This is a genomic window from Olleya sp. HaHaR_3_96, assembly GCF_019278545.1.
Classification (GTDB): Bacteria; Bacteroidota; Bacteroidia; order Flavobacteriales; family Flavobacteriaceae; genus Olleya.
On the sequence record NZ_CP058987.1, the window covers coordinates 666,636 to 688,550 of the forward strand.

General features: G+C 32.4%; 19 protein-coding genes. 10 read left to right on the plus strand and 9 right to left on the minus strand.

Annotated elements, in window-relative coordinates; translation table 11 throughout:
• Positions 1–73: 73 nt before the first annotated feature.
• Positions 74–469 (plus strand): 30S ribosome-binding factor RbfA, encoded by a 396-nt coding sequence (rbfA, locus tag H0I26_RS02850; RefSeq protein WP_101015739.1) that lies wholly within the window; start codon positions 74–76, stop codon positions 467–469.
• Complete coding sequence (locus H0I26_RS02855) at positions 470–1,675, plus strand: ABC transporter permease (RefSeq protein WP_218700927.1); 1,206 nt, start codon at positions 470–472, stop codon at positions 1,673–1,675. It abuts the gene before it with no gap.
• A 131-nt stretch (positions 1,676–1,806) separates the two neighbouring features.
• On the opposite strand, the gene H0I26_RS02860 is transcribed toward H0I26_RS02855, so the two are convergent.
• Both H0I26_RS02860 and dusB read right to left on the minus strand, forming a co-directional pair.
• A complete protein-coding gene (locus tag H0I26_RS02860) occupies positions 1,807–2,403 on the minus strand; it encodes a CHAP domain-containing protein (protein WP_218700928.1) in 597 nt (198 codons plus the stop codon).
• Between the two features lie 164 nt (positions 2,404–2,567).
• Positions 2,568–3,563, minus strand: coding sequence for a tRNA dihydrouridine synthase DusB (gene dusB / locus H0I26_RS02865; protein ID WP_218702019.1), 996 nt, complete (start codon positions 3,561–3,563; stop codon positions 2,568–2,570).
• A gap of 133 nt (positions 3,564–3,696) precedes the next feature.
• Between dusB and H0I26_RS02870 the strand changes: the two genes are divergently transcribed.
• The 4 genes from H0I26_RS02870 to H0I26_RS02885 all read left to right on the plus strand — a co-directional run bounded on the left by H0I26_RS02870 (position 3,697) and on the right by H0I26_RS02885 (position 6,699).
• A complete protein-coding gene (locus H0I26_RS02870) occupies positions 3,697–4,230 on the plus strand; it encodes a hypothetical protein (protein ID WP_218700929.1) in 534 nt (177 codons plus the stop codon).
• Between the two features lie 20 nt (positions 4,231–4,250).
• Complete coding sequence (locus H0I26_RS02875; RefSeq protein ID WP_218700930.1) at positions 4,251–5,000, plus strand: prolipoprotein diacylglyceryl transferase; 750 nt, start codon at positions 4,251–4,253, stop codon at positions 4,998–5,000.
• 95 nt (positions 5,001–5,095) lie between these two features.
• A complete protein-coding gene (locus H0I26_RS02880; protein WP_218700931.1) occupies positions 5,096–6,487 on the plus strand; it encodes a radical SAM protein in 1,392 nt (463 codons plus the stop codon).
• 2 nt (positions 6,488–6,489) lie between these two features.
• Positions 6,490–6,699, plus strand: coding sequence for a hypothetical protein (locus H0I26_RS02885; RefSeq protein ID WP_256935237.1), 210 nt, complete (start codon positions 6,490–6,492; stop codon positions 6,697–6,699).
• Here H0I26_RS02885 and H0I26_RS02890 read toward each other — a convergent pair.
• Together H0I26_RS02890 and H0I26_RS02895 are read right to left on the minus strand one after the other, a co-directional pair.
• Positions 6,673–7,068 carry a DUF4345 domain-containing protein gene (locus H0I26_RS02890; protein WP_218700932.1) on the minus strand — a complete coding sequence of 132 codons (396 nt, stop codon included), beginning with the start codon at positions 7,066–7,068 and terminating at the stop codon, positions 6,673–6,675. The genes H0I26_RS02885 and H0I26_RS02890 overlap by 27 nt on opposite strands.
• A 168-nt stretch (positions 7,069–7,236) precedes the next feature.
• Complete coding sequence (locus H0I26_RS02895; RefSeq protein ID WP_218700933.1) at positions 7,237–9,636, minus strand: TonB-dependent receptor domain-containing protein; 2,400 nt, start codon at positions 9,634–9,636, stop codon at positions 7,237–7,239.
• A 158-nt stretch (positions 9,637–9,794) separates the two neighbouring features.
• Between H0I26_RS02895 and lepA the strand changes: the two genes are divergently transcribed.
• The gene (lepA, locus tag H0I26_RS02900) at positions 9,795–11,591 is read left to right on the plus strand and encodes a translation elongation factor 4 (RefSeq protein ID WP_101015748.1); all 1,797 of its coding nucleotides are present in this window, start codon (positions 9,795–9,797) and stop codon (positions 11,589–11,591) included.
• A gap of 74 nt (positions 11,592–11,665) precedes the next feature.
• Here the strand turns inward: lepA and H0I26_RS02905 are convergent, their stop codons facing one another.
• The 5 genes from H0I26_RS02905 to H0I26_RS02920 all read right to left on the minus strand — a co-directional run bounded on the left by H0I26_RS02905 (position 11,666) and on the right by H0I26_RS02920 (position 17,753).
• Positions 11,666–12,433, minus strand: a complete 768-nt coding sequence (locus H0I26_RS02905) for a LytR/AlgR family response regulator transcription factor (protein WP_218700934.1) — start codon at positions 12,431–12,433, stop codon at positions 11,666–11,668.
• A gap of 1 nt (position 12,434) precedes the next feature.
• Positions 12,435–12,614, minus strand: coding sequence for a hypothetical protein (locus tag H0I26_RS19615; RefSeq protein ID WP_256935238.1), 180 nt, complete (start codon positions 12,612–12,614; stop codon positions 12,435–12,437).
• Between the two features lie 125 nt (positions 12,615–12,739).
• Positions 12,740–13,411: a histidine kinase gene (locus tag H0I26_RS02910; RefSeq protein WP_256935239.1), complete on the minus strand. Its 672-nt coding sequence runs from the start codon at positions 13,409–13,411 to the stop codon at positions 12,740–12,742.
• A gap of 21 nt (positions 13,412–13,432) precedes the next feature.
• Entirely contained in the window at positions 13,433–15,805 is a 2,373-nt protein-coding gene (locus H0I26_RS02915; RefSeq protein WP_218700935.1) for a TonB-dependent receptor domain-containing protein, read from the minus strand.
• A gap of 103 nt (positions 15,806–15,908) precedes the next feature.
• Positions 15,909–17,753, minus strand: coding sequence for a cation:proton antiporter (locus H0I26_RS02920; protein ID WP_218700936.1), 1,845 nt, complete (start codon positions 17,751–17,753; stop codon positions 15,909–15,911).
• 170 nt (positions 17,754–17,923) lie between these two features.
• On the opposite strand from H0I26_RS02920, the gene H0I26_RS02925 reads away from it, so the two are divergent.
• The 3 genes from H0I26_RS02925 (at position 17,924) to H0I26_RS02935 (ending at position 21,888) form a co-directional block, all read left to right on the plus strand.
• A complete protein-coding gene (locus tag H0I26_RS02925; RefSeq protein WP_218700937.1) occupies positions 17,924–18,772 on the plus strand; it encodes a universal stress protein in 849 nt (282 codons plus the stop codon).
• Entirely contained in the window at positions 18,769–20,955 is a 2,187-nt protein-coding gene (locus tag H0I26_RS02930; protein WP_218700938.1) for a SulP family inorganic anion transporter, read from the plus strand. The genes H0I26_RS02925 and H0I26_RS02930 overlap by 4 nt, the downstream gene beginning before the upstream one ends.
• A 72-nt stretch (positions 20,956–21,027) precedes the next feature.
• Complete coding sequence (locus H0I26_RS02935) at positions 21,028–21,888, plus strand: MBL fold metallo-hydrolase (protein ID WP_218700939.1); 861 nt, start codon at positions 21,028–21,030, stop codon at positions 21,886–21,888.
• Positions 21,889–21,915 lie beyond the last annotated feature (27 nt).

The window sequence follows — 21,915 nt, forward strand, 5'->3', positions numbered from 1 at the left end:
ATTTAAGGTACAAAAATTGCTTAATTATGCCTTAAAAGTAATATATTCTTGTAATAACAACTATTTTTGCACCATGGAAGAAAGTCAAAGACAAAAAAAAATAGCTTCGGTTTTACAACGTGATTTAGTAGACATCCTTCAAGGTGCTGCTACACAAGGTGGAATGCGCGGTATAATTATATCTGTATCTAAAGTTAGAGTAACGGCAGATTTAACAGATGCTAAAGTATATTTAAGCATATTTCCTAACGACAAAGCTAAAACGCTTTTAGAAGGAATTAGAGCTAACAAACCAATGATTAGACATGAATTGGCACAACGTACAAAAAACCAACTCCGCAGAATGCCGGTATTAGAGTTTTACGTCGATGACAGTTTAGAGCATATTGATAAAATTGAAAAATCATTAAAAGGAGAAGATAATCCTATTCAAAATCCTGATTTACTAGATAATCGTAAAAAAGGATAATTGAATTTCTCGCTTTACATAGCAAAACGCTACATACGCAGCAAAAGCAGCAACAACGCTATTAACTTTATTACAATAATTGCTATTGTGGGTATTGTTTTAGGTGCTGCTTCTTTGTTTATTGTATTATCAGGTTTTGCTGGTTTGCGCGATTTTACTCTAGAATTCTCGAGTATCATAGATCCTGATTTAAAAGCAGAAACAACTATTGGAAAATCCTTTATTTTAAGTGATACTCAAGACCAGCAGTTGCGTGAAATTGATGGTGTAGCTGATTTTTCAAGAATTATTGAAGAGCGTGTCATTGCCTCTTCAGATGGTGTTAACCATCCCGCTTATATCAAAGGTGTAGACGAAAAATATAATAAAATAACGGCAATAGACTCGGTTATTCCTTACGGTAATTGGTTATATTCAGACACTCCTCAAATTGTGGTTGGTTGGGCCATTTCTAATCGTTTATCCGTTTTTGTAAACGATTACAGCAAAATTATCACCTTATCTGTACCAAAACCAGGAAAAGGTCAAGTTACCTCCCAAAGTCAAGCTTTAAACCAAGTCAACACGATAAATGTTGGTATCTATGATATTAATGAAGAATTAAATAACAAATACATCTTCGCTTCTATCAAAACCACTAGGCAACTTTTAAATTATCAGCCCAATCAAATTACCAGTTTAGAATTTAAACTGACAGACACCGCCGACGAAAACACCGTCAAAGCCAAAATTAAAAGTATTTTAGGTGATACCATGGTCATTAAAAATAAAGATCAGCTTAACGATGCCATCTATAAAATGCTAAACACGGAAAATTTAGCGGTATATCTTATTTTTACATTAGTACTCATCATCGCTTTATTTAACGTCATAGGCTCTATAGTCATGATGATTCTAGATAAAAAGAAAACCCTGAGCACCCTTTATAATATAGGAGCTTCAGTAACGGATATTAGAAATATCTTTTTTTACCAAGGCGTTTTAATGACGTTTATTGGAGGCTTTTTAGGTTTAGCCATTGGATATATTATTGTGCAATTACAAGCTAGCTTTAGTCTGATTATGATTACACCAAGCTTACCTTATCCCGTTGCCGTACATTTTAAAAACTTTATTATTGTAATGCTAACCATCTCTGTTTTAGGAATAATTGCTTCAAAAATTGCAGCCTCTAGAATTACAAGAGATTTAGTTAAAACAATTTAATTTTTTTGGCAAGTTGCCTTAACAGGCAAACAGGCTCGCGCAACTCACTCTCTTCGAGGAGCTCAAACACATTGCTTCATCCTTCTTGCACTTACTGTTGTAAATCGTTGCGCTTTGCTTAACGGCGTTATTTACTCTTGTTTTCTTAACCATCCTAAAACGTTATCATTTTTAATAACAAACATTCCGTTTTCTTTTATAAACTCTAAGACTACTCTAGAAGAACTAAAAGGCCCAGGGTTTTGTTGGATAATTTCTATAGCATTATCTAAAACCTTTGATACTATAGCAACATGACCGTATTTATTAAATAGCGAACTATTAAACACCAGTAAGTCATCGCACTTTGGACGTGTTTTACTATTGTTTTTAAACTGAATTAAATTTCGGTCTCTATTTAATGTGCCATCAATTAAGTCTGGATTAAAAAAATCCTTGGCGTGTCCATAAGTATTTGGCATTTGATGCTTTAAAGCCTCGTAATAATAACGCTTAACAAACTCTACACATTGGTATTTAAGTCCATAATTATAGCCCATTTTAGACAAGTGTCTTCCTGAGTTATTAGCTACACCGCCATTATAAAAAACATAGACACCATTTAAACTATCTAGCTTTTGACCAACGGTTTTTGTCATGTTTACATTAACTTTTTTTGACACAAAAAACCCAACTGCTATAATCTGCATGAGAAAAATAAAAAAAAGATGACTTGATTTTAATTTCATTTTGGTGTGTTTGTTTATGTTTCGTGAAGTTTTCAAACTCCCCAATTATAAACTATAAGCAAAAACCAACTCTCTTTAAATAAGAAAGCAGCTATCACTTGATATACTAACGAATACTTTTTCTGGTATTTGTTTTAAAACTTAAAATTTTGAATTTTATCTTACTATTCCGGAAACTGGAAATCTCCAAATAATTCTAAAACCTCATCAAAAGCAGCAAATACATCTACAGACGCATCACTAGTTACCATTTTCATGCGGTGTTCTTTAAAATGCGGAATGCCTTTAAAGTAATTTGTGTAATGACGTCTTGTTTCAAAAACACCAAGAATTTCGCCTTTCCAATCGATAGACATTTGTAAGTGTCTACGCGCCGCTTCTACACGTTCTTGCATCGTAATTGGCCTGTAGTGTTCTCCGGTTTCAAAAAAGTGTTTTACTTGCTTAAAAAACCAAGGATTACCAATAGTTGCACGACCAATCATACAGCCATCCAAACCATATTGATCACGCATTTCCATCGCACGTTCTGGTGTCGTGACATCTCCATTTCCAAACACAGGAATGTTCATACGTGGATTATTTTTAACGGCTGCAATTGGTTTCCAATCGGCATCCCCTTTATACATTTGTGCTCTAGTACGACCATGTATTGCTATGGCTTTACAACCGACATCTTGTAGTCGTTCTGCCACCTCAACAATTCTAATAGAATCATGATCCCAACCTAAACGTGTTTTTACCGTAATAGGAATATTGGTGCGTTTAACCATCTCTGCAGTTAATTGCTCCATTAAACAGATGTCTTTTAAGATCCCTGCACCTGCACCTTTACTAACTACTTTTTTAACAGGACATCCAAAATTGATATCAATAATATCTGGCTTTGACTCTGCTACTATATCAATGGTTTGTAACATACTATCCAAATTAGCTCCAAAGATTTGGATACCTACAGGACGTTCTTTTTCGTAAATATCTAATTTCATAACGCTTTTTGCTGCATTACGTATTAAACCTTCGCTACTAACAAACTCTGTATATACCACATCTGCGCCTTGCTCTTTACACAACGCTCTAAATGGTGGATCTGAAACATCTTCCATTGGTGCTAACAACAACGGGAAGTCTGGAAGTTCTATATTACCTATTTTTACCACAATACAATTTTGATGCAAAATTAGTGTTTTTATATCTAACTACAACACGTACCAAACCTAGCACTGTCAAGGTCTATTTTTTGATAAGCTATTACAATGCATTAAAATTTAGTTACATTTATAAAAAAATAACATGAAAAAAAACCTACTTCTACTTTTCGTCTCTTCTATGTTACTTTTAAATTGTGATGCGATTGACGAGTTAACCAAATTCGATTTAAACTATCAAACCAATTACTCTATTCCGTCAACAACGTTAATCGATACTCCTTTTAGTGTGTTAACTCCTGATGTTACTACAGAATCAGAATCCTCTTTTGAAAACAATGACACGCATAAAGATTTAATTGAAAGCATTAAATTAAGTAGCATTAAACTGACTATTGACGCTCCTGCAGATGGTAATTTTAATTTTTTAAAAGAAATACATGTTTATATTGAAGCAGAAGGTCTGGACGAATTAGAAATTGCAAATCTTTTTGATTTAGAAAATACGGATGCTACAACTCTAAACTTAAACACTACAGGACAAGAATTAAAAGAATTTATTAAAAAAGACAGTTATAGTTTACGCATCACCACTGTAACAGACGAAACCATTAGCGAAACTCACGATATAACCATAGACACTAAATTTAGAGTTGATGCTAAAATTTTAGGCTTATAATTTTATCTTAACTAGAGCCATTGAAAATCCCATTCAACCTTGAGCTTTTTGGTATTACCATAAATACGCATCTTGTTTTAGAATATCTCGCCTTTTTTATTGCGTATCGCTATTATGTGCTTTTAAGGAAAAGTAATACAGATACTATTAATTCAAATAACCGGTTATCCATTATTTTAGGTGCTGCTTTAGGTGCTTTAATAGGTTCGCGCTTAGTTGGCTTTTTAGAAAATCCTTTAATTGAATTATCTTTAAGAAACCTGATCCAATTATTTAATACTAAAACCATAATGGGTGGTTTATTTGGAGGTTTATTAGGTGTGGAATTGGCGAAGAAACTAATTGGCGAAAAGCAATCTTCTGGAGATCTATTTGTCTTCCCTATAATTTTAGGGATTTTTATTGGTCGCGTGGGCTGTTTTCTATCTGGTATTAACGAGTTTACTTATGGTAAGGTGACGTCTTCTGTTTTTGGAATGGATTTAGGTGATGGCCTTATGCGTCATCCCACGTCATTGTATGAACTCGTCTTTTTAACCTTGTTACTTATAACTTTAAGAGCCATAAACAATAGCTTCCAATTAAAAAACGGGGAGTTGTTTAAGATTTTTATGCTCAGTTATTTTGGCTTTAGATTTTGTATTGAGTTTTTAAAACCAAATGTATTTTATACTTTCGGTTTAAGTAGTATTCAACTATTATGTGTAATTTGTTGGTTGTATTACAGTCCGTTTATTGCTAGCCTTTTATTTAGTAGACAGGTGCGTTAGCGATAGAAACGGTATCCTTTTTTGAGGTACGAGAAAAAGATTTAGTGGATAGCGCGACCCTTGTGGTAACGCCCAAATAACATAAAAAATAGAAAATGCCAGTTAGAAATTATACCTATTACGATTTTACTTTAAGCTTGTGTCCTGAGTGTTTAAAACGTGTAGATGCCAAAATTGTTTTTGAAGATGATAATGTTTACATGCTAAAGCGTTGTAAGGAACATGGTAATAGTAAGGTATTAATTGCTGACGATATTGAGTATTATAAAAACATCCGTAACTACAATAAACCTAGCGAAACGCCCTATACTTTTAACACCAAAACCGATTATGGCTGTCCTTATGATTGTGGTTTGTGTCCAGACCATGAGCAGCACAGTTGCTTGACTGTTGTTGAGGTAACGGACCGTTGTAATCTAACCTGCCCGACGTGTTATGCGGGCTCATCACCAACCTATGGTAGACATCGTACTTTAGACGAAGTTAAAGCCATGTTGGACACTATTGTTAGAAATGAAAAGGAACCTGATGTGGTACAAATTTCGGGTGGAGAACCAACCATACATCCACAGTTTTGGGAAATTATGGATTACGCCAAAACGTTGCCGATTAGACATTTAATGTTGAACACCAATGGGATTAAAATTGCTAAAGATTTCGCTTTCGCGGAAAGACTGAAAACCTATGCTCCAGATTTTGAAGTGTATTTACAATTTGATTCGTTTGAAAACAGAGTATTGCGCGAGCTTCGTGGTGCCGATTTAAATGATATCCGTAAACAAGCTATCGAAAACCTGAATACATTAAACCTATCGACAACTTTAGTGGTTACCCTACAAAAAGGATTAAATGACGGCGAAATTGGTAAAATTATTGATTACGCTTTAAAACAGAAATGTGTTAGAGGGGTCACGTTACAACCAACACAAATTGCAGGACGATTGGATAATTTTAATCCAGAAACAGATCGGATGACTATTACTGAAGTCCGTCGAAAAATAATGGAACAAACCACTATTTTTAATGCGGATGACTTGCTTCCTGTACCCTGTAATCCAGATGCTTTGGTTATGGGTTATGCGCTTAAATTAGGTGACGAAGTATTTCCTTTGACGCGTTATATTAATCCAAACGATTTATTAGATAATAGTAAAAACACTATTATTTACGAGCAAGATGAAGCACTACAAGGTAAAATGGTGGAGCTGTTTAGTACAGGAAACTCGGTTGAGGTAGCGGAAGAAAACCTAAAATCTATCCTGTGTTGCCTACCAAATATTGATGCTCCAGAGTTGGGTTACGATAACTTATTTAGAGTGATTATTATGCAGTTTATAGATGCTTATAACTTTGATGTTAGAGCCATTAAAAAATCGTGTGTGCATATTGTGGATAAAGACAATAAAATAATTCCTTTTGAAACCATGAATTTGTTTTATCGTGATGATAAAAAAGCCCGATTAGAAGAACTTAGAAACGAGATGTAATTATGATAACACTTATTTTAGAAGCAACAGGCGGTGGAAATTACAACGGAATAGCTCTGTTTTTTGGAGCCATTATGTTTGGACCAGCCATTTTATTAGCTATAATTGGTTTAGCGATACTTAAAAGCAATAAAAAAGCAGCTAAAGTATTATTTATATTAGCTGTTGTTTATGTTATAGTAAGCTTAGGTATCTGTGGCAGTATGATGTAGCAGTACCCACAATCCATAAAACCCTAAGAATAGCTCTGCAAAAGTTCCGAATTTGTAACCAAACGTTGGGATACCATCTATTGCAAAACTTAACACTCTTCCAAAACCTAATCCAAGCATAAATATCATATTAGTCACTAGTGCCATTTTATGATAACTGGTTTTAAAAACACCTAAAATCCAAAGTATAGAAAACCCAAAATACAAGCCCATAACGGCCTTAAAAAAATTATGCTCATCTACAGTGTCTAAATGAATATCAAACTCTGAGCTTGGATTAAAACCATAAAAAAAAGACACGGGAACAACTATACAAACAGATATGATTAAGTGTATTTTTGTTATTATCTCTTTATTACTAATCTTCATTGTCGTTTATAAGGTAAACATTGATTTTAAGATGGTTTACTCGGAACAAAAGTCTCAATAAAACAAATTGATAATAATTGTAAAATCTAGAGTAATCCCATTGATCTTACACTAGATTATTTCTAGACGAATTTAACAGATTTGTTTATTGTTGATTAGGAAGACTAATTAATCTCTACTATTAATTCTACTACGTTCGCTATGACTTCGATCTTTCTCATTACTTTTTAGCGTACTATTACCAAACTTATAGCTAAAACCTAATTTAATATAACGATTATCTAAATTAGTAAATTGTGAGAAATTTTGATTTAAATAATTTGTAGACGTCTTAAAGTCTGCTTTATTAAATAAATCTGAAGCGATTAAAGATATGGTTCCTTTTTTATTCCAAATGGTTTTAGATATGGCAAGTTCAGATAAAAGCATCCCTTTAATTGTTTGAAGCCCTGATAATCTTTTACTAAGATAAGTTAATGAAAAATTTGTCGATAGACTGTTATCTTTTAAAAAGCTTATGTTAGTATCAAAGGCTGTATAATTACTCCATTGATCTAATGCCACGTTTACATTTTGGACCTTTGTCTCCTCCTTAGAATAGTACATTGCGGTTACAAAATATATAGACAGTTTATCAAATGCGGTAAAATAGGTCTCATAAATGAAATTTAATTCAGTAGTGTTTCCTATATTTTGAGGTGTATAAGTTATAATATTAGTGTCGTTATTTTGGAAACCTAACTCATTAAAATCACCCGTAGATGTTATCAAACTAACTTCAAATGTATGTGTATCATTTAAAATAGTACCTAACTCCAAACGGTTAGTAAATGCAGGTTGTAAATTAGGGTTACCGCTAACAATAATGTTATCATTTAAAAGAAACTGAAACGGATTTAGCGACTGATAATCAGGTCTTGAAATGGTCCTTTTATATTTAGCATACAAGCTTAATTTTTCAGTCGTGTTATGAGTCAAAACTACTGTGGGAAACCAATTTAGATAATTTTGTTTATTATTACTGTTAAGTGATATACCGTTAACATTAGTTTGTTCTGCACGCAACCCTCCGTTAAAAATAAAGTCTCCAAATTGATCTTCATAATCTACATAGGCAGCCAACACCTTTTCATCATAATCAAAAATATTAGAATTAGCAGTGTCTATAACTTCTTGACTACCCTCTATACTAAATCTTACGACATCATTATTAGTTTTTACAAAACCACCTTTAACACCAAGAGATAGCGAAGAATCATCATTAAAAGGAATATAATAATCTGCTTGTGAGCTTATAATGTTAATATCTTGACTAGAGTTGGTTTTAAAAGCAGTATCATAATCAAAAGTATCATCTGCTAAAAAGTAATCACTATTTATATTCTGAACTCGAAAATAATCAAAAGTTGTATAATTGGCATTTACAGATAATTTACTATCGTCTTTAAACTTACTTACGTAATCCGCATCAAAACCTAAATTATCTTTATCATACGTGGATAATGTTTTAGCGTTAAAACTAGATAGCAAATTGTTATTATCATCAGAGATTAACGTTCTGTTATTAGTTTCATAGTTAAAATAAGGGGTTAATACAATCCTTGAAGACAGACTAAAAGTGTTATTATCATTTATAAAATAATCAAAATTTATATTTGCATTATGAGTTTCGAGTCTCTTATTTCTTTTGACATTAGAGGCCCACAATTGCTCTAAAGCATTATCATTGTTTAAATAATTTATCTGATCATTATTTTCACGATTTAGCTTGTCTTTAGAAAAACTATAATTGGCAGATAAACTTATTTTATCTGTCTTATAGAAATTAGAAATTCCAGCTTCGTAATTAGGAAAAACACCTTGTTTATATTTACTAAACACACGTCCTCTGTATCCAATAATTAAATTTTTACTCATTATAATGTTTAATACTACCCCACTTGAGGCCTCATATCTAGCACCAGGTGTTGTAATTAACTCTATAGATTTGATACTATTTGCGGGTGAAGATTCTAGAAGCTGAATAACCTCTTCTCCAGATAAATTTACTTTTTTATCATTAATATAAATTGTTAGGTAACTATTTTTCACTTTGATACCTTCGTCCAAAATAAAGACGGATGGTGTGCTGCGGACAACATCAAGCATGCTGCCTTCTACTAATGCCGTATTTTCGACATTAAAAACTAAACGATCAGCTAGCTTGTTAATTGTTGGTTTTTTGACATTAACAGTTACTTCTGCAAGAGCTTCAGTTGATGTATTTAAAGTTATTACGCCTACATTTGTTATTTGAGTAAGTGAAACTGCTTTATTTACGGGTTCAAAACCTAAATAGGATAGCTTTAAAATATAATCACCGGTTTTTAAATTAGTAATAGCATATTCTCCTTCTTCATTGGTACTTGACCCTGTTATAATTTGGGATTCGTCCGATGTATATAGTATTGCATTGGCATATGCCACAGGCTGATTGTTATCATCTACCACCGTCCCAGAAAGGGTTAAATCCTGAGCATAGCCGACTATAGAGACACAAAAAAGTATTATAAAATTAAAGCGATTCATTAAGGGCAAGTTAAGAATGCAATATAATAATTGTTACACATTAATTGGTGTGGAAAAAACCGCAAATTTATATGCATTTGGATAACTAAGAAAAAAGAAAAAAAGCCCAATAATTACTTTATATTTGCAAGAACCTTGATTTATAAGGTGATTTGACTATGAAAAACATAAGAAATTTTTGCATTATTGCACATATTGACCACGGAAAAAGTACACTTGCTGACCGTTTATTAGATACTACAGGTTCTGTTACTGCAAGAGAACAACAAGCACAGTTGCTAGACAGTATGGATTTAGAGCGCGAACGTGGTATTACCATTAAGTCGCACGCCATCCAAATGGACTATACCTATGAAGGTGAAGACTATATTTTAAACTTAATTGATACTCCTGGCCACGTCGATTTTTCTTATGAAGTGTCCAGATCTATTGCTGCCTGTGAAGGTGCTTTACTTATCGTAGATGCCGCTCAAAGTATACAAGCACAAACTATTTCTAACTTATATCTAGCGTTAGAGAATGATTTAGAAATTATCCCTGTACTTAACAAGGTAGACTTACCAAGTGCAAACCCAGAAGAAGTTACTGATGATATTGTTGAATTATTAGGATGTGATCCTTCAGAAGTGATTCATGCTAGTGGTAAAACTGGATTTGGTGCAGAAGCGATATTAAAAGCTATTATTGAGCGTATTCCAGCTCCAAAAGGAGATCCAGACGCGCCATTACAAGCCTTAATATTTGACTCGGTTTACAATACCTTTAGAGGAATTGAAACTTATTTTAGAGTTTTTAATGGTGAAATTAAAAAAGGACAAAAAATTAAATTTGTCGCTACAGGTAAAGAATATAACGCGGACGAAGTTGGAACACTAAAACTAACACAAGTTGCTAAAAAAAGCGTTAAAACTGGAGATGTAGGGTACTTAATTACAGGTATTAAAACTGCTAAAGAAGTAAAAGTAGGAGATACAATCACAGATTTTGTAAATCCAACAACTAATATTGTAGAAGGTTTTGAAGATGTTAAACCTATGGTATTTGCTGGTATTTATCCAGTAGACACAGAGGATTACGAAGAGCTTAGAAATAGTATGGAAAAGCTACAACTTAATGATGCTTCTCTTGTTTTTGCACCAGAAAGCTCTGCTGCATTAGGCTTTGGTTTCCGTTGTGGATTTTTAGGAATGTTACACATGGAAATTATCCAAGAACGTTTAGAGCGTGAGTTTGATATGACTGTAATTACGACTGTACCTAACGTATCGTACAACGCCTTTACAAATAAGCACCCAGACATACCATTTATTGTAAATAATCCTTCTGATTTACCAGATCCATCAACAGTAAATCGTGTAGAAGAGCCTTATATTAAAGCCACTATAATCACTAAATCAGACTTTGTTGGTAACGTTATGAGTTTGTGTATTGAAAAACGTGGTATGATTGTAAATCAAACGTATTTAACACCAGAACGTGTTGAATTAACTTTTGAAATGCCATTAGCCGAAATTGTATTTGATTTTTACGACCGTTTAAAAACGGTATCTAAAGGGTATGCCTCTTTTGATTACCATCCTTTAGGAATGAAAACATCAAAATTAGTACGTTTAGACGTGTTATTAAATGCACAGCCTGTAGATGCACTATCTGCCTTAATACACGCAGATAATGCACACAACATTGGTAAGAAAATGTGTGAGAAGTTAAAAGAACTTATTCCACGTCAACAATTTGATATTCCAATTCAAGCGGCTATTGGAGCAAAAATTATCGCTAGAGAAACGGTAAAGGCATTACGTAAAGATGTGACCGCAAAATGTTATGGTGGAGATATTTCGCGTAAACGTAAATTATTAGAAAAGCAGAAAAAAGGTAAGAAACGTATGCGTCAAGTAGGTAACGTAGAGATACCTCAAGCAGCATTTATGGCTGTTTTAAAGTTGAATGATTAATTAGATAATTTTAATTTTTAATATAAAAAAACCTTCATTTTATAAATGAAGGTTTTTTTAGTTTTTACACTTTTTTACTGTTCCAACCACTTTCTAAACTCCGAAGTCGTCGCTGTACTTGTCATTACTTTTTCTTTTAAGCCAGTCATTTTAATTAGTAGTCTGTTTTTAAAATGATTCTCTAAATTTTCAATAAAATCTATACTCACAATTTCGCTTCTATTAATTTTAAAAAATTTAGTCGTTTGTAGTTGTTGATAAATAGACCCTAAATTTTGCGAAATGGCATGCCGTTTTCCATTAAAATCTGTTGCAATACAAAAATCTCCTGAGGCTTCAATAGTACTAATATCTACAACATTTAATAACTGAATCCCTTTTGCTTTTTTAATAACAAATCTTTTTTTATAATTATCATGTTCTTCTTTCAACGCCATTTTTAAATCAATAATAGTTTTCTGATTTAAAGTATTATAATCTCCTTGTTTAAAAAGCGATTGGTACTTTTCTATGGCTTTTTTAAAGTCCGTTTGCGTGTATGGTTTTAAGATATATGCAATCCCATTAGTATTAAATGCTTCAAACAAATATGCGTCGTGCGCAGAGCAAAATAGGATTGGTGTATCGATAGATATGTCATTATATAAATCAAAAGAGATCCCATCTAATAACTGAATATCTGATAAAATAAAATCGTATTTATTTTGTGTAAGTAGTACTTTTCCGTCTGCATTGGAACGCGTCCAATCATGCGGTATTGTTTCCTTAAAATAGTCATTTACAAAAGTGACTAATTTTTGGTATGCTGGAATTTCGTCTTCTAAAATTAAAATCTTCATCATTTTAGTTGTCTTCAATTAAATTAATGATTGGAATAGAAATAGAATATTCCTTATCTGTATTAATTATGATAATGGTTTTATCTGACAGTAATTTATAACGTGCTTTTAAATTTTTTAATCCGGTCTCAAACGATTCATTTTTAGATATAATGGCAGATTTAGTATTTATTACTTTAAGCACGTTATCTTCGATTAAAATGGTAGTTTCTATTGGTTGGTCGTTTTTTGGTTTATTATGCTTTACAACGTTTTCTAATAAGGCTTGGATAGCACCCGTTGGGATAAACTTGTTTGAAATATCGGTATTTATTTCGATATTAAAATTATATAGTTTTCTGCTAACTGAATTTCTTCAAATAACTCCATAACCTCAACATCTTTTGTTTTAATAAGATAGCGATAAATTGAAGACAATCTATTAACGTACTCTTTAGCTTTTGTTGCATTCCTATCAATTAAAGCATCTAATGTATTTAGATTATTAAACAAAAAGTGAGGATCTATTTGAGAACGTAATAATTTAAGTTCGTTTTCTTTTTGTTGCTTTTCAATATTAATAATCTCATTTCTACCTTCATAGAATTTTTTTGTAAAAAGTATTCCTAATAATAATCCAATATCATTTGAGGAGGTGTAAATTCCGTTTAAAATAACTCTATCCCATTTTGGTAATTTATCTAATGAATTTCCTCCGCTCCAAAACCCTAAAGTATCTGCAATAGTGCCAAAAAAAGTTAAAACAACTAATGCTAATAGTATAAAAGCAACATACTTTTTTTGAATCAAATATTTAGGAATCAAAAAGTACATGAAAATAAGAATAACAATAAACGAAGTAATAATTGTTGTAGGAATATCTACAATATATTCAATAAGAGCATTGTCACTATTATTATAATCTATAATGTTTAAAATTGAAGACACACTGTAATAAATTATAAGAACAATATAATCTGATTTGTTAAGCTTACTTTTCATAATTTTGATATCACCAATTTACTAATCATTACCATCAATTCTGTTCTCTTCATCTCTTGATGAATTACTTCTACTTTTCTTTTTACCAAATTTAGAACCAAAACTATAGGATAATCTAAGTTGTACATTTTGTCTTGACTCATTACTTTCTACTGCTGCAAGACCGTTTCCGTAATCTATATTACCTATAAATCCTCTGTTTAGCATTTTGTTAAATCCAAGATTTGCTTTAAGTTTATCGTCTAAGAATTTTTTACCAAAAGAAAAATCTAGTTCTGCAAACCAATCGACTTCAATTTGACCTTCTAAAGCACCAGTTCCATAATTACCGCTTAATTCAAAATCGATATCCCAAGGTAACTCGTAACTAGCCTCTAAAAACCAGATAAAATTCCACTTATTTAAATCGACATTATAGGTTGGGGATTGGTAGTCTGTATTAGTTACAATGATACCTGTATACCCTTCTAAACCTTGAGCAAACTCAACCGGAGCATATAATCTAAAATTCCAATTCGCATTATTCTCTACGTTTACTTGTTGCTGTCTAATTTGTGCTGTCGCATTGTCTTGCGAGATTAATTCAAAAATAACATCGTCTGTTTTACTATAACCCACTATAAAAAAAGGTTGGCCATCGTAGGTTAAATTAAACTGATAATTATTAGTATAAGATGGTGTTAAATTAGGGTTTCCTTCTCCTGCCGAAAAAGGATCTAAAAACGTAGCAAAAGAGTTTAAACTACTATAAGAAGGTCTTTGTATTCTATAACTATAAGACAAACTAGCCCCTAAAACATCCGTTAGCTCTCTACTAACTGACGCACTTGGAAATAGCTTTTTAATGGGTCTTTTCTGGACTTGAGAGACTAAACTACCATTGTTTAAAAATGTAGACGTACCGTCTGTATTACTATCTTCATAACGCAATCCTCCTGAAAAGGACCACTTACCTTGCGTTGCACTAATCTTTGAGTACAATGCAAAAATGGTTTCGTCAATAACAAAACGACTACTTTCATCATCTAACAAATCAAAATTACCATTATTGTAAATTAAAGATTCTAAATCGTTATCTGTTTTAACATCCGCATAGCGTGTACCTGCACTTAATTTTAAGTTATCAGAAAACGTTCTGGAATAGTCAACGCGATAGGTTTTAATATTATACGTTCCGTCTTGATTATAGCGTCTATCTGTAAAATCAATAGTACTTCCTGCGACATCAGATAAGGTATTGGTATTAGTGTTTGTAAAATCAACGTAATTAAAATCGACAACCAATTTATTAACCTCGGTTTTATACTCGTAATAAGGATTGATATTAAAGTTAGAGCGGTCTCTATCAAAGTAGTTTTCAGAAAATAGCGTTTCTGTCGTATTGATATCAGAAATTATAGTCTCACTGCTTATTGTTCTTGTAGAGTTTCGGTTATTAAATCTTCCGCCGATTCCAATAGAGTGGTTTTCGTTTAAATAATAATCTAAACTTCCGCTAATCGTAATGTTTTTAGGATCATACGGCTCTTTAGTTACTTGATCATACGTTTCTGTACCAACCGTTCTTACTAAAAACAAATCTTCACGCCATGTTGGTTCCGAATAATTAACACTAGACTGCCAATTTAATTTGTTTTTATAACTCGCTATAGAAAATCCAGAACCCCATTCTAAGCCTTCGTCCTCTCCTATCCAAGATGTCACACTACCATGCGTGCCTAATTGGACGTTTTTCTTTAAAATAATGTTTATAATGGCTCCAGAACCTGATGCTTCATACTCTGCTCCTGGTTGTTCTATTAATTCTATTTTTGAAATATTGTCTGCTGGAAAATCTCTAAGTAATGTTTCAACATCCATATACTCCGTTGTTTTTCCATTAATAAGAATCTTTACTCCTGTTTTTCCTGCTATCGAAATCCCGTTATTAGTCACTAAAACTCCAGGAATTTTACGCATCACATCCTCTAAATTGGTGTTAATCATTTCTGATTTTTCCAAATCTACTATTAGTTTTTCTGCGGTTTGTCTTATTACAGGACGTTTACTTTTAACAACAACCTCATCTAATGTTAGGTTTTCCTCTTCTAAAATAAAGTCAAACGTTTTATTGGATTGAAGCTCAAATTTATCAGATAATTTAGTCTTAAACCCAAGACTCGACACTTCTAAATAATACGTATCTGACGTCGTATTTTTTAAATGATAAACGCCTTCTTTATTAGTAACTACTCCCGTAACAACAGATTTAGTTGCTTGATTATAAAGTATCACATTGGTAAACTCTAGGGGTTGCCCATTTTGATCAGCAATAGTTCCAGAAATATCGTGCTGTGCAATACTAGTAAAAGAGTAAAAAAGAAAGCATAAAATACGTAGTGATTTTAAAGTCATAACTGTTTGATTTTGATTGATAAGCTAAAGATATACTTATCAGTTAATTATAAAAAACAGTTTGTGCTCAATGGGGATAAAAAAGAGATGAATGGGGTATATCTTATACTGTATCTATTTTTTCGACATCTAAAGGTTTTCCTAAATACACTAAATAATACCCTTCTTTTGCGTTTTCAATATCTGTGTTATAAGATGAAATAATATGCAGTTCGCCTTCATCATCTTTAATAAATAAAGGAATGATATCTCTATCTGCATTTGTCGTTTTTATTAAATCTAACAAATGTTCTTTATCAATAATTTCAATTTCCTGAATGCTCGGAAATTTTTTTGTAACCTCTGTTAATCTATTAAAATCATCCTTATGCGAAAATAAACCTTCCTGTGGATTATTATTGTCATCCAGCATTTCTTCAGTCGAGACTAATCTAAAAGCACCATTCTCTCCAAACTGTTTAGAAAACTTAGTAATCGCATACCTATTAATTTCATTATTACCTGTAAGCGCCATTAAATACCCGACATCATTAAGCTCTATATTATCGCTAAGCGTTTCCGAATAAATATTAGTATTAATAGCTTCCAAACCTAACTCTTGCGCTTTATTAATGTTATTTTGATTACTATCAATCAACACCACATGTCTTCCATGAGATTCTAAATAATGACCAATTAATCGTGATACTTTTGAGGCACCAACAATTAAAATCCCATTAGATTCTTTTAAGAAGACGCCCACTAATTTAGCAAAAATTCTGGCGGTCGTTGCATTTAAAAGTACCGTTCCTAAAACGATAACAAATACTAAAGGTGTAATGTACTCGGCTCCTGTTATGCCTTTACTAGCTAATTTTAAGCCAAAAAGAGAAGCAATCCCTGCAGCAACAATACCACGTGGTCCAACCCAACTGATAAATAGTTTTTCGTTAAACTTAAGTTTAGAACCGTGCGTGCTTAAAAACACACCAATAGGTCTGATAATCAAAATTATTACGGCAAAAAGTGCTGCTGTTTTCCAATTATAAATTAATAATAACTCACTATAATTAATATTTGCTGCTAGTAGAATAAACAATATAGAAATCAATAAAACACTCAACGATTCTTTAAAATATAACAAGTCTTTTAAATACGGTGATTTTGAGTTACCCAAAACCATTCCCATAACTACTACCGCAAGCAATCCTGACTCATGTGCAAATACATCAGACAGCACAAAAACACCCAACACAGCTGCTAATGCAAATACATTTAGCAAATAATGTGGCACCCATTTTTTATTAATAATAAAGTTTAAAGCATGCGCAAACGTAAAGCCAAAAGTAGCTCCAAATAGTACAATTTTACCAAACTCAATTAACGCCGTTTTAGTAAACTCGCCTCCAGCATCTACGCTTATAAATTCAAAGACCAATACCGCGACTAAAGCGCCGATAGGATCAATTAAAATCCCTTCCCATTTTAAAACAGTAGAGATATCTTTTTTAAGTGGTATGTTTCTTAAAATAGGAGTAATTACAGTGGGTCCCGTAACAATTATTAATCCAGAAAATAGAAATGCAATTTCCCAAGTCAGACCAAAAATATAATGTGCAGCAGCACCAGCTCCAAAAAAGGTTACTAAAGAACCTAATGAAATAAGTTTTGTAATCACAGGTCCTACATTTTTAATTTCACTCATTTTTAAGGTTAAACCACCTTCAAAAAGAATGATACTTATCGCTAAGGACACAAAATAAAATAAGCTTTCTCCAGGAAACAAGCCCTCTTCACCATTCCAAATGGGTTCTATCCACTTGGTTCCGTCTTCACTTAAAAACTCAGCAGCAATTGGGCCAACTAATAAACCGATTAATATCAAAGGTAAAATAGCAGGTATTTTTAATTTCCATGCCATCCATTGTGCTAGTATCCCTAAAATGATGATTCCTCCTAATTCTAACATTCAGTTTACGTTTTTTGTGAAAATACTAATTCTTTAATTCTACGTCTATATTTTAACCCAAATTTAGAGTAAAAAGTTGAGTTTTGAATCTTAAGCCTCCTTAGCTCTCAATTTTTTTAAACTTAAAAAAAGAGTATCTTACAATTTTTCAAAAACCATTAATAACTCAAGTGTCTTTAAAACCTTTTAAAACTATCGGAATTGGTGTCGCGTTTTCGCCTAACCTAAAAGCAAATCTTTATGAGGCTGCTAGGCTATCCCTATTTTTTGAGGCTAAATTGGTCATGATTCATATTGGAGAGCAGTCTGAAGATAAATTAAAAACTTTAAAAATTATTTTAAACACTTTTAAAAAAGATCATCTTGAGTATGAAGTCGTTTTTAAATCCGGAAATCCTGTAGATGCGATTTTAAGTACATCTCAAGAAAAAAACTTTGATTTACTTATTATTGGTGCAGCCAAACGTGAAAATTTTGTAAAATACTACGTCGGGTCTATTGCTAGAAAAATTACTAGACAAGCTAAATGTAGTTTGTTACTGTTAATAAATCCTTCTATTGAAAGGTTACCGTGTCGACATATTGTAGTTAACGGATTGGAAGATCCTAAAACGGAACAAACCATTGCTTCTGCTTTTTATGTCGCTTCCAAATTAAATGCCGAACAGTTGACTATTGTTGAAGAAATTAAACAAAACGAAATTGATATCAAAGTCGATGATGACAAATCATTAAGACACGCAAACATTATAAAAGCAAGGATTAGTAATCGTGAAACGTCACGAATTAATCATATTATCGAAAATCTACCAAAAGCACATACTAACAATATTGTTATAAAATCGCAACCCATTTTTGGAACTCAAGGATATTCCATTGGCCACTATGCGCAAATTAAACGCGCGGATTTATTAGTGATGAATGCGCCAACAAAAATGACCTTTTGGGATCGCTTATTCCCACACGATATAGAACATATTTTAACCGAACTTCCAACAGACGTCTTAATTATTCAATGAGCCCAAAACAGAATAACATAAAGACCTTTTTTAAAGCATTACCTAAAAATATTTTTTCTGGTTTTGTGGTCAGCCTTATCGCTTTGCCTTTAGGTTTAGGACTGGCTATGGCTAGTGATGCCCCTCCGATTTCTGGTGTAATTGCTGCCGTAATTGGTGGTATTGTGGTTTCTATTTTAGGCGGTAGTAATGTTACTATTGCTGGTCCAGGAAATGGATTAGTGGGTGTTCTTTTAGGCACTATAGCCACCCTAGGACTAGAAAGCGCTTATGCTGCCATAATTTGTTCCGGTGCCTTACTATTAGTATTAGGTTTTTTAAGATTAGGAAAATTAGCAGATTTCTTTCCATCTTCAGCAATACAAGGTATGTTGGCTGCCATTGGATTAATTATTTTAGGAAAACAGTTTCATATTATGCTGGCGCATAGGATAAAACGTGAAGATACTATTGACTATCTTTTTGAGATTCCGTTTACCTTAAATGATGCCATTCATTACCAAAATACAGGCTTAATTTATGCAGCTTTAGCCGGAGTTATTAGTTTTTTAATTATGATATTTTATTCTAAAATCAGAAATAAATATCTACAACTTATTCCGGCACCGATGTGGATTGTTATTCTATCTATAGGTTTTAGTTATTATTTTGAATTAGTAGCGCACGAAGCCAACCCAATCGCTATTAAATACATGATTTCTGGTATACCAGAATTTTCAGAAATCGTCTCTCAAATTCCAACCGTTAACTTTAGTAAAATAGGTACATTTCCATTCTGGACAAGTGTTTTAGCACTAACACTTATTGCGAGTATAGAATCCTTATTAAGTATCAAAGCTGTGGATAAATTAGATCCTGAAAAACGCAGAAGTAATGTTAATCGTGACTTAAAAGCTTTAGGTTTAGCGACTGTAGGAAGTGGCTTTTTAGGAGGTCTTAACGTAGTAACTGTTATTGCAAGAAGCTCTGTTAATGTCAATAATGGCGGTAGTAACAGGTCCTCTAACTTTTTTCACGCTTTATTTTTAGTGATTTTTATTGTACTGTTTAGTACGCAATTAACACGTATTCCGTTGCCCGCTTTAATGGCTATATTGGTTTACACAGGGTATAAATTAGCCTCTCCCGAAAACATTAAAAAGATTTTCAGAATTGGTAAAGAGCAATTAATTATCTTTTTTGTAACATTAATTGTAACTCTAAAAATTGGATTAATCTCTGGTATTTTATCAGGTGTGTTTATTACCTTTATTATACATATTGTTATTAATAAAAACGTCACTTTATTTGCTAAAAACTGGCTAAAACCAAATGTCTTAATGTTTCAAGAAGATGCTCATTATTACGTAAGTGTCAAACATTTTTGTAGCTTTTTAAACTTTTATAAATTAAAAGCAAAACTAGACGCTATTCCAGAAGACGAAGATGTGATCTTAGACTTTTCGTTATGTCAATTTGTAGATCACACCGTCATGGAGAATCTAAATAATTACCAAGAACTGTTTACCAAACGTGGTGGTCATTTTGAAGTGTTAGGATTAGATTTACATGATACTGAATCTGAGCATCCTTTTGCACTGCGTCGCTTATTACCAGTACCAAAACTTATTAAAAATAGCTTAACACGTCGTCAAACGACTATTGAAGAATTGACTACCGATTTTGATTTAAATTACGATTCTAAAAAAGAACGTGAGACCGTATTTTTAAATAACTTCTTATTTTTTAGAACGAAGAAAATCAATTACATATACAACCAAATCCATAATAAAGATAACTCCTTAAACCTATTTGATATCGAATTTTCTGAAGGTGAATTTATTGCCAAAGAAGTCGTGCGTAGTACCATGCTTCATATAAAATTAGATAAAGATATTCCCGAATTTACTTTAGACAGAGAAGGTTTTTTAGAAAAAGTATATGCGTTTGCTGGTTTTAAAGATATTCCTATTAAAAATCATACGGATTTCTCTAATCGCTTTTATTTATTAGGTGAAGATTCTGAAGCTATACAACGCTTTTTTACAAATGAAATTACACACTTTTTTGAAAGTAACCCGTATTATCATATAGAATCTAACGGTAAAGATTTACTAATCTTTGGAAGAGAACGTCTAGCTAGTATTAAAGAAATTAAAGCGCTTTATGACTTCGGAAAACGACTTAAACAAGTGATTTCTTAATAAAACCTTAATATTATAACCCATCTCTTGGTTATTTAGTAATTTGCAGAGCCTTTTTAAATTCAATTTATAATGAAATTACATCCAATACAAGCAGGTCATTTTAAATTAGATGGCGGTGCCATGTTTGGTGTTGTCCCTAAATCTTTATGGATCAGAACCAATCCTGCAGATGCTAATAATATGATAGATATCGCAGCCCGCTGTTTATTAATTGAAGACGGTAATCGTCTGACGTTAATCGATACGGGTATGGGAACCAAACAAAGCGATAAGTTTTATGGTTATTATAACTTATACGGAGATGACACATTAGAAAAATCTTTAAACACTGCTGGTTTTTCTTCAAATGATGTCACAGATGTCTTTTTGACACACCTTCATTTTGACCATTCAGGTGGTGCTTTTAATTATAATAAAGATCGTACAAAGTTAGAATCTGCTTTTAAAAATGCACACTTTTGGAGTAATAAAGACCATTGGAAATGGGCAACAGAACCTAACCGTCGTGAAGTTGCTTCGTTTTTAGAAGAAAATATACTTCCAATGGAACAAAGTGGTCGTTTAAAATTTACAGATATTCCGCAGGATGATATTTTGAAGAACTCAGCATTGGGTTTCGATATCTTTTATGCCAATGGACATACAGACAAACAAATGATTCCTATGATTAATTATAAAGGAAAAACCATTTGTTTTATGGCCGATTTATTGCCAACAGCTGGTCATTTACCATTACCCTTTGTAATGGGTTACGACACAAGGCCACTATTGACCTTAGACGAAAAAGAAAAATTTCTCAATTTAGCTGCAGACCACAATTATTACTTATTTTTGGAGCATGATGCTAATAATGAAATTATCACTGTACAACATACAGAAAAAGGAGTGCGACTAAAAGACACTTTTACCTGTAATGACATTTTTAACTAATTAACTAACTAACTAATCAAAATAAAT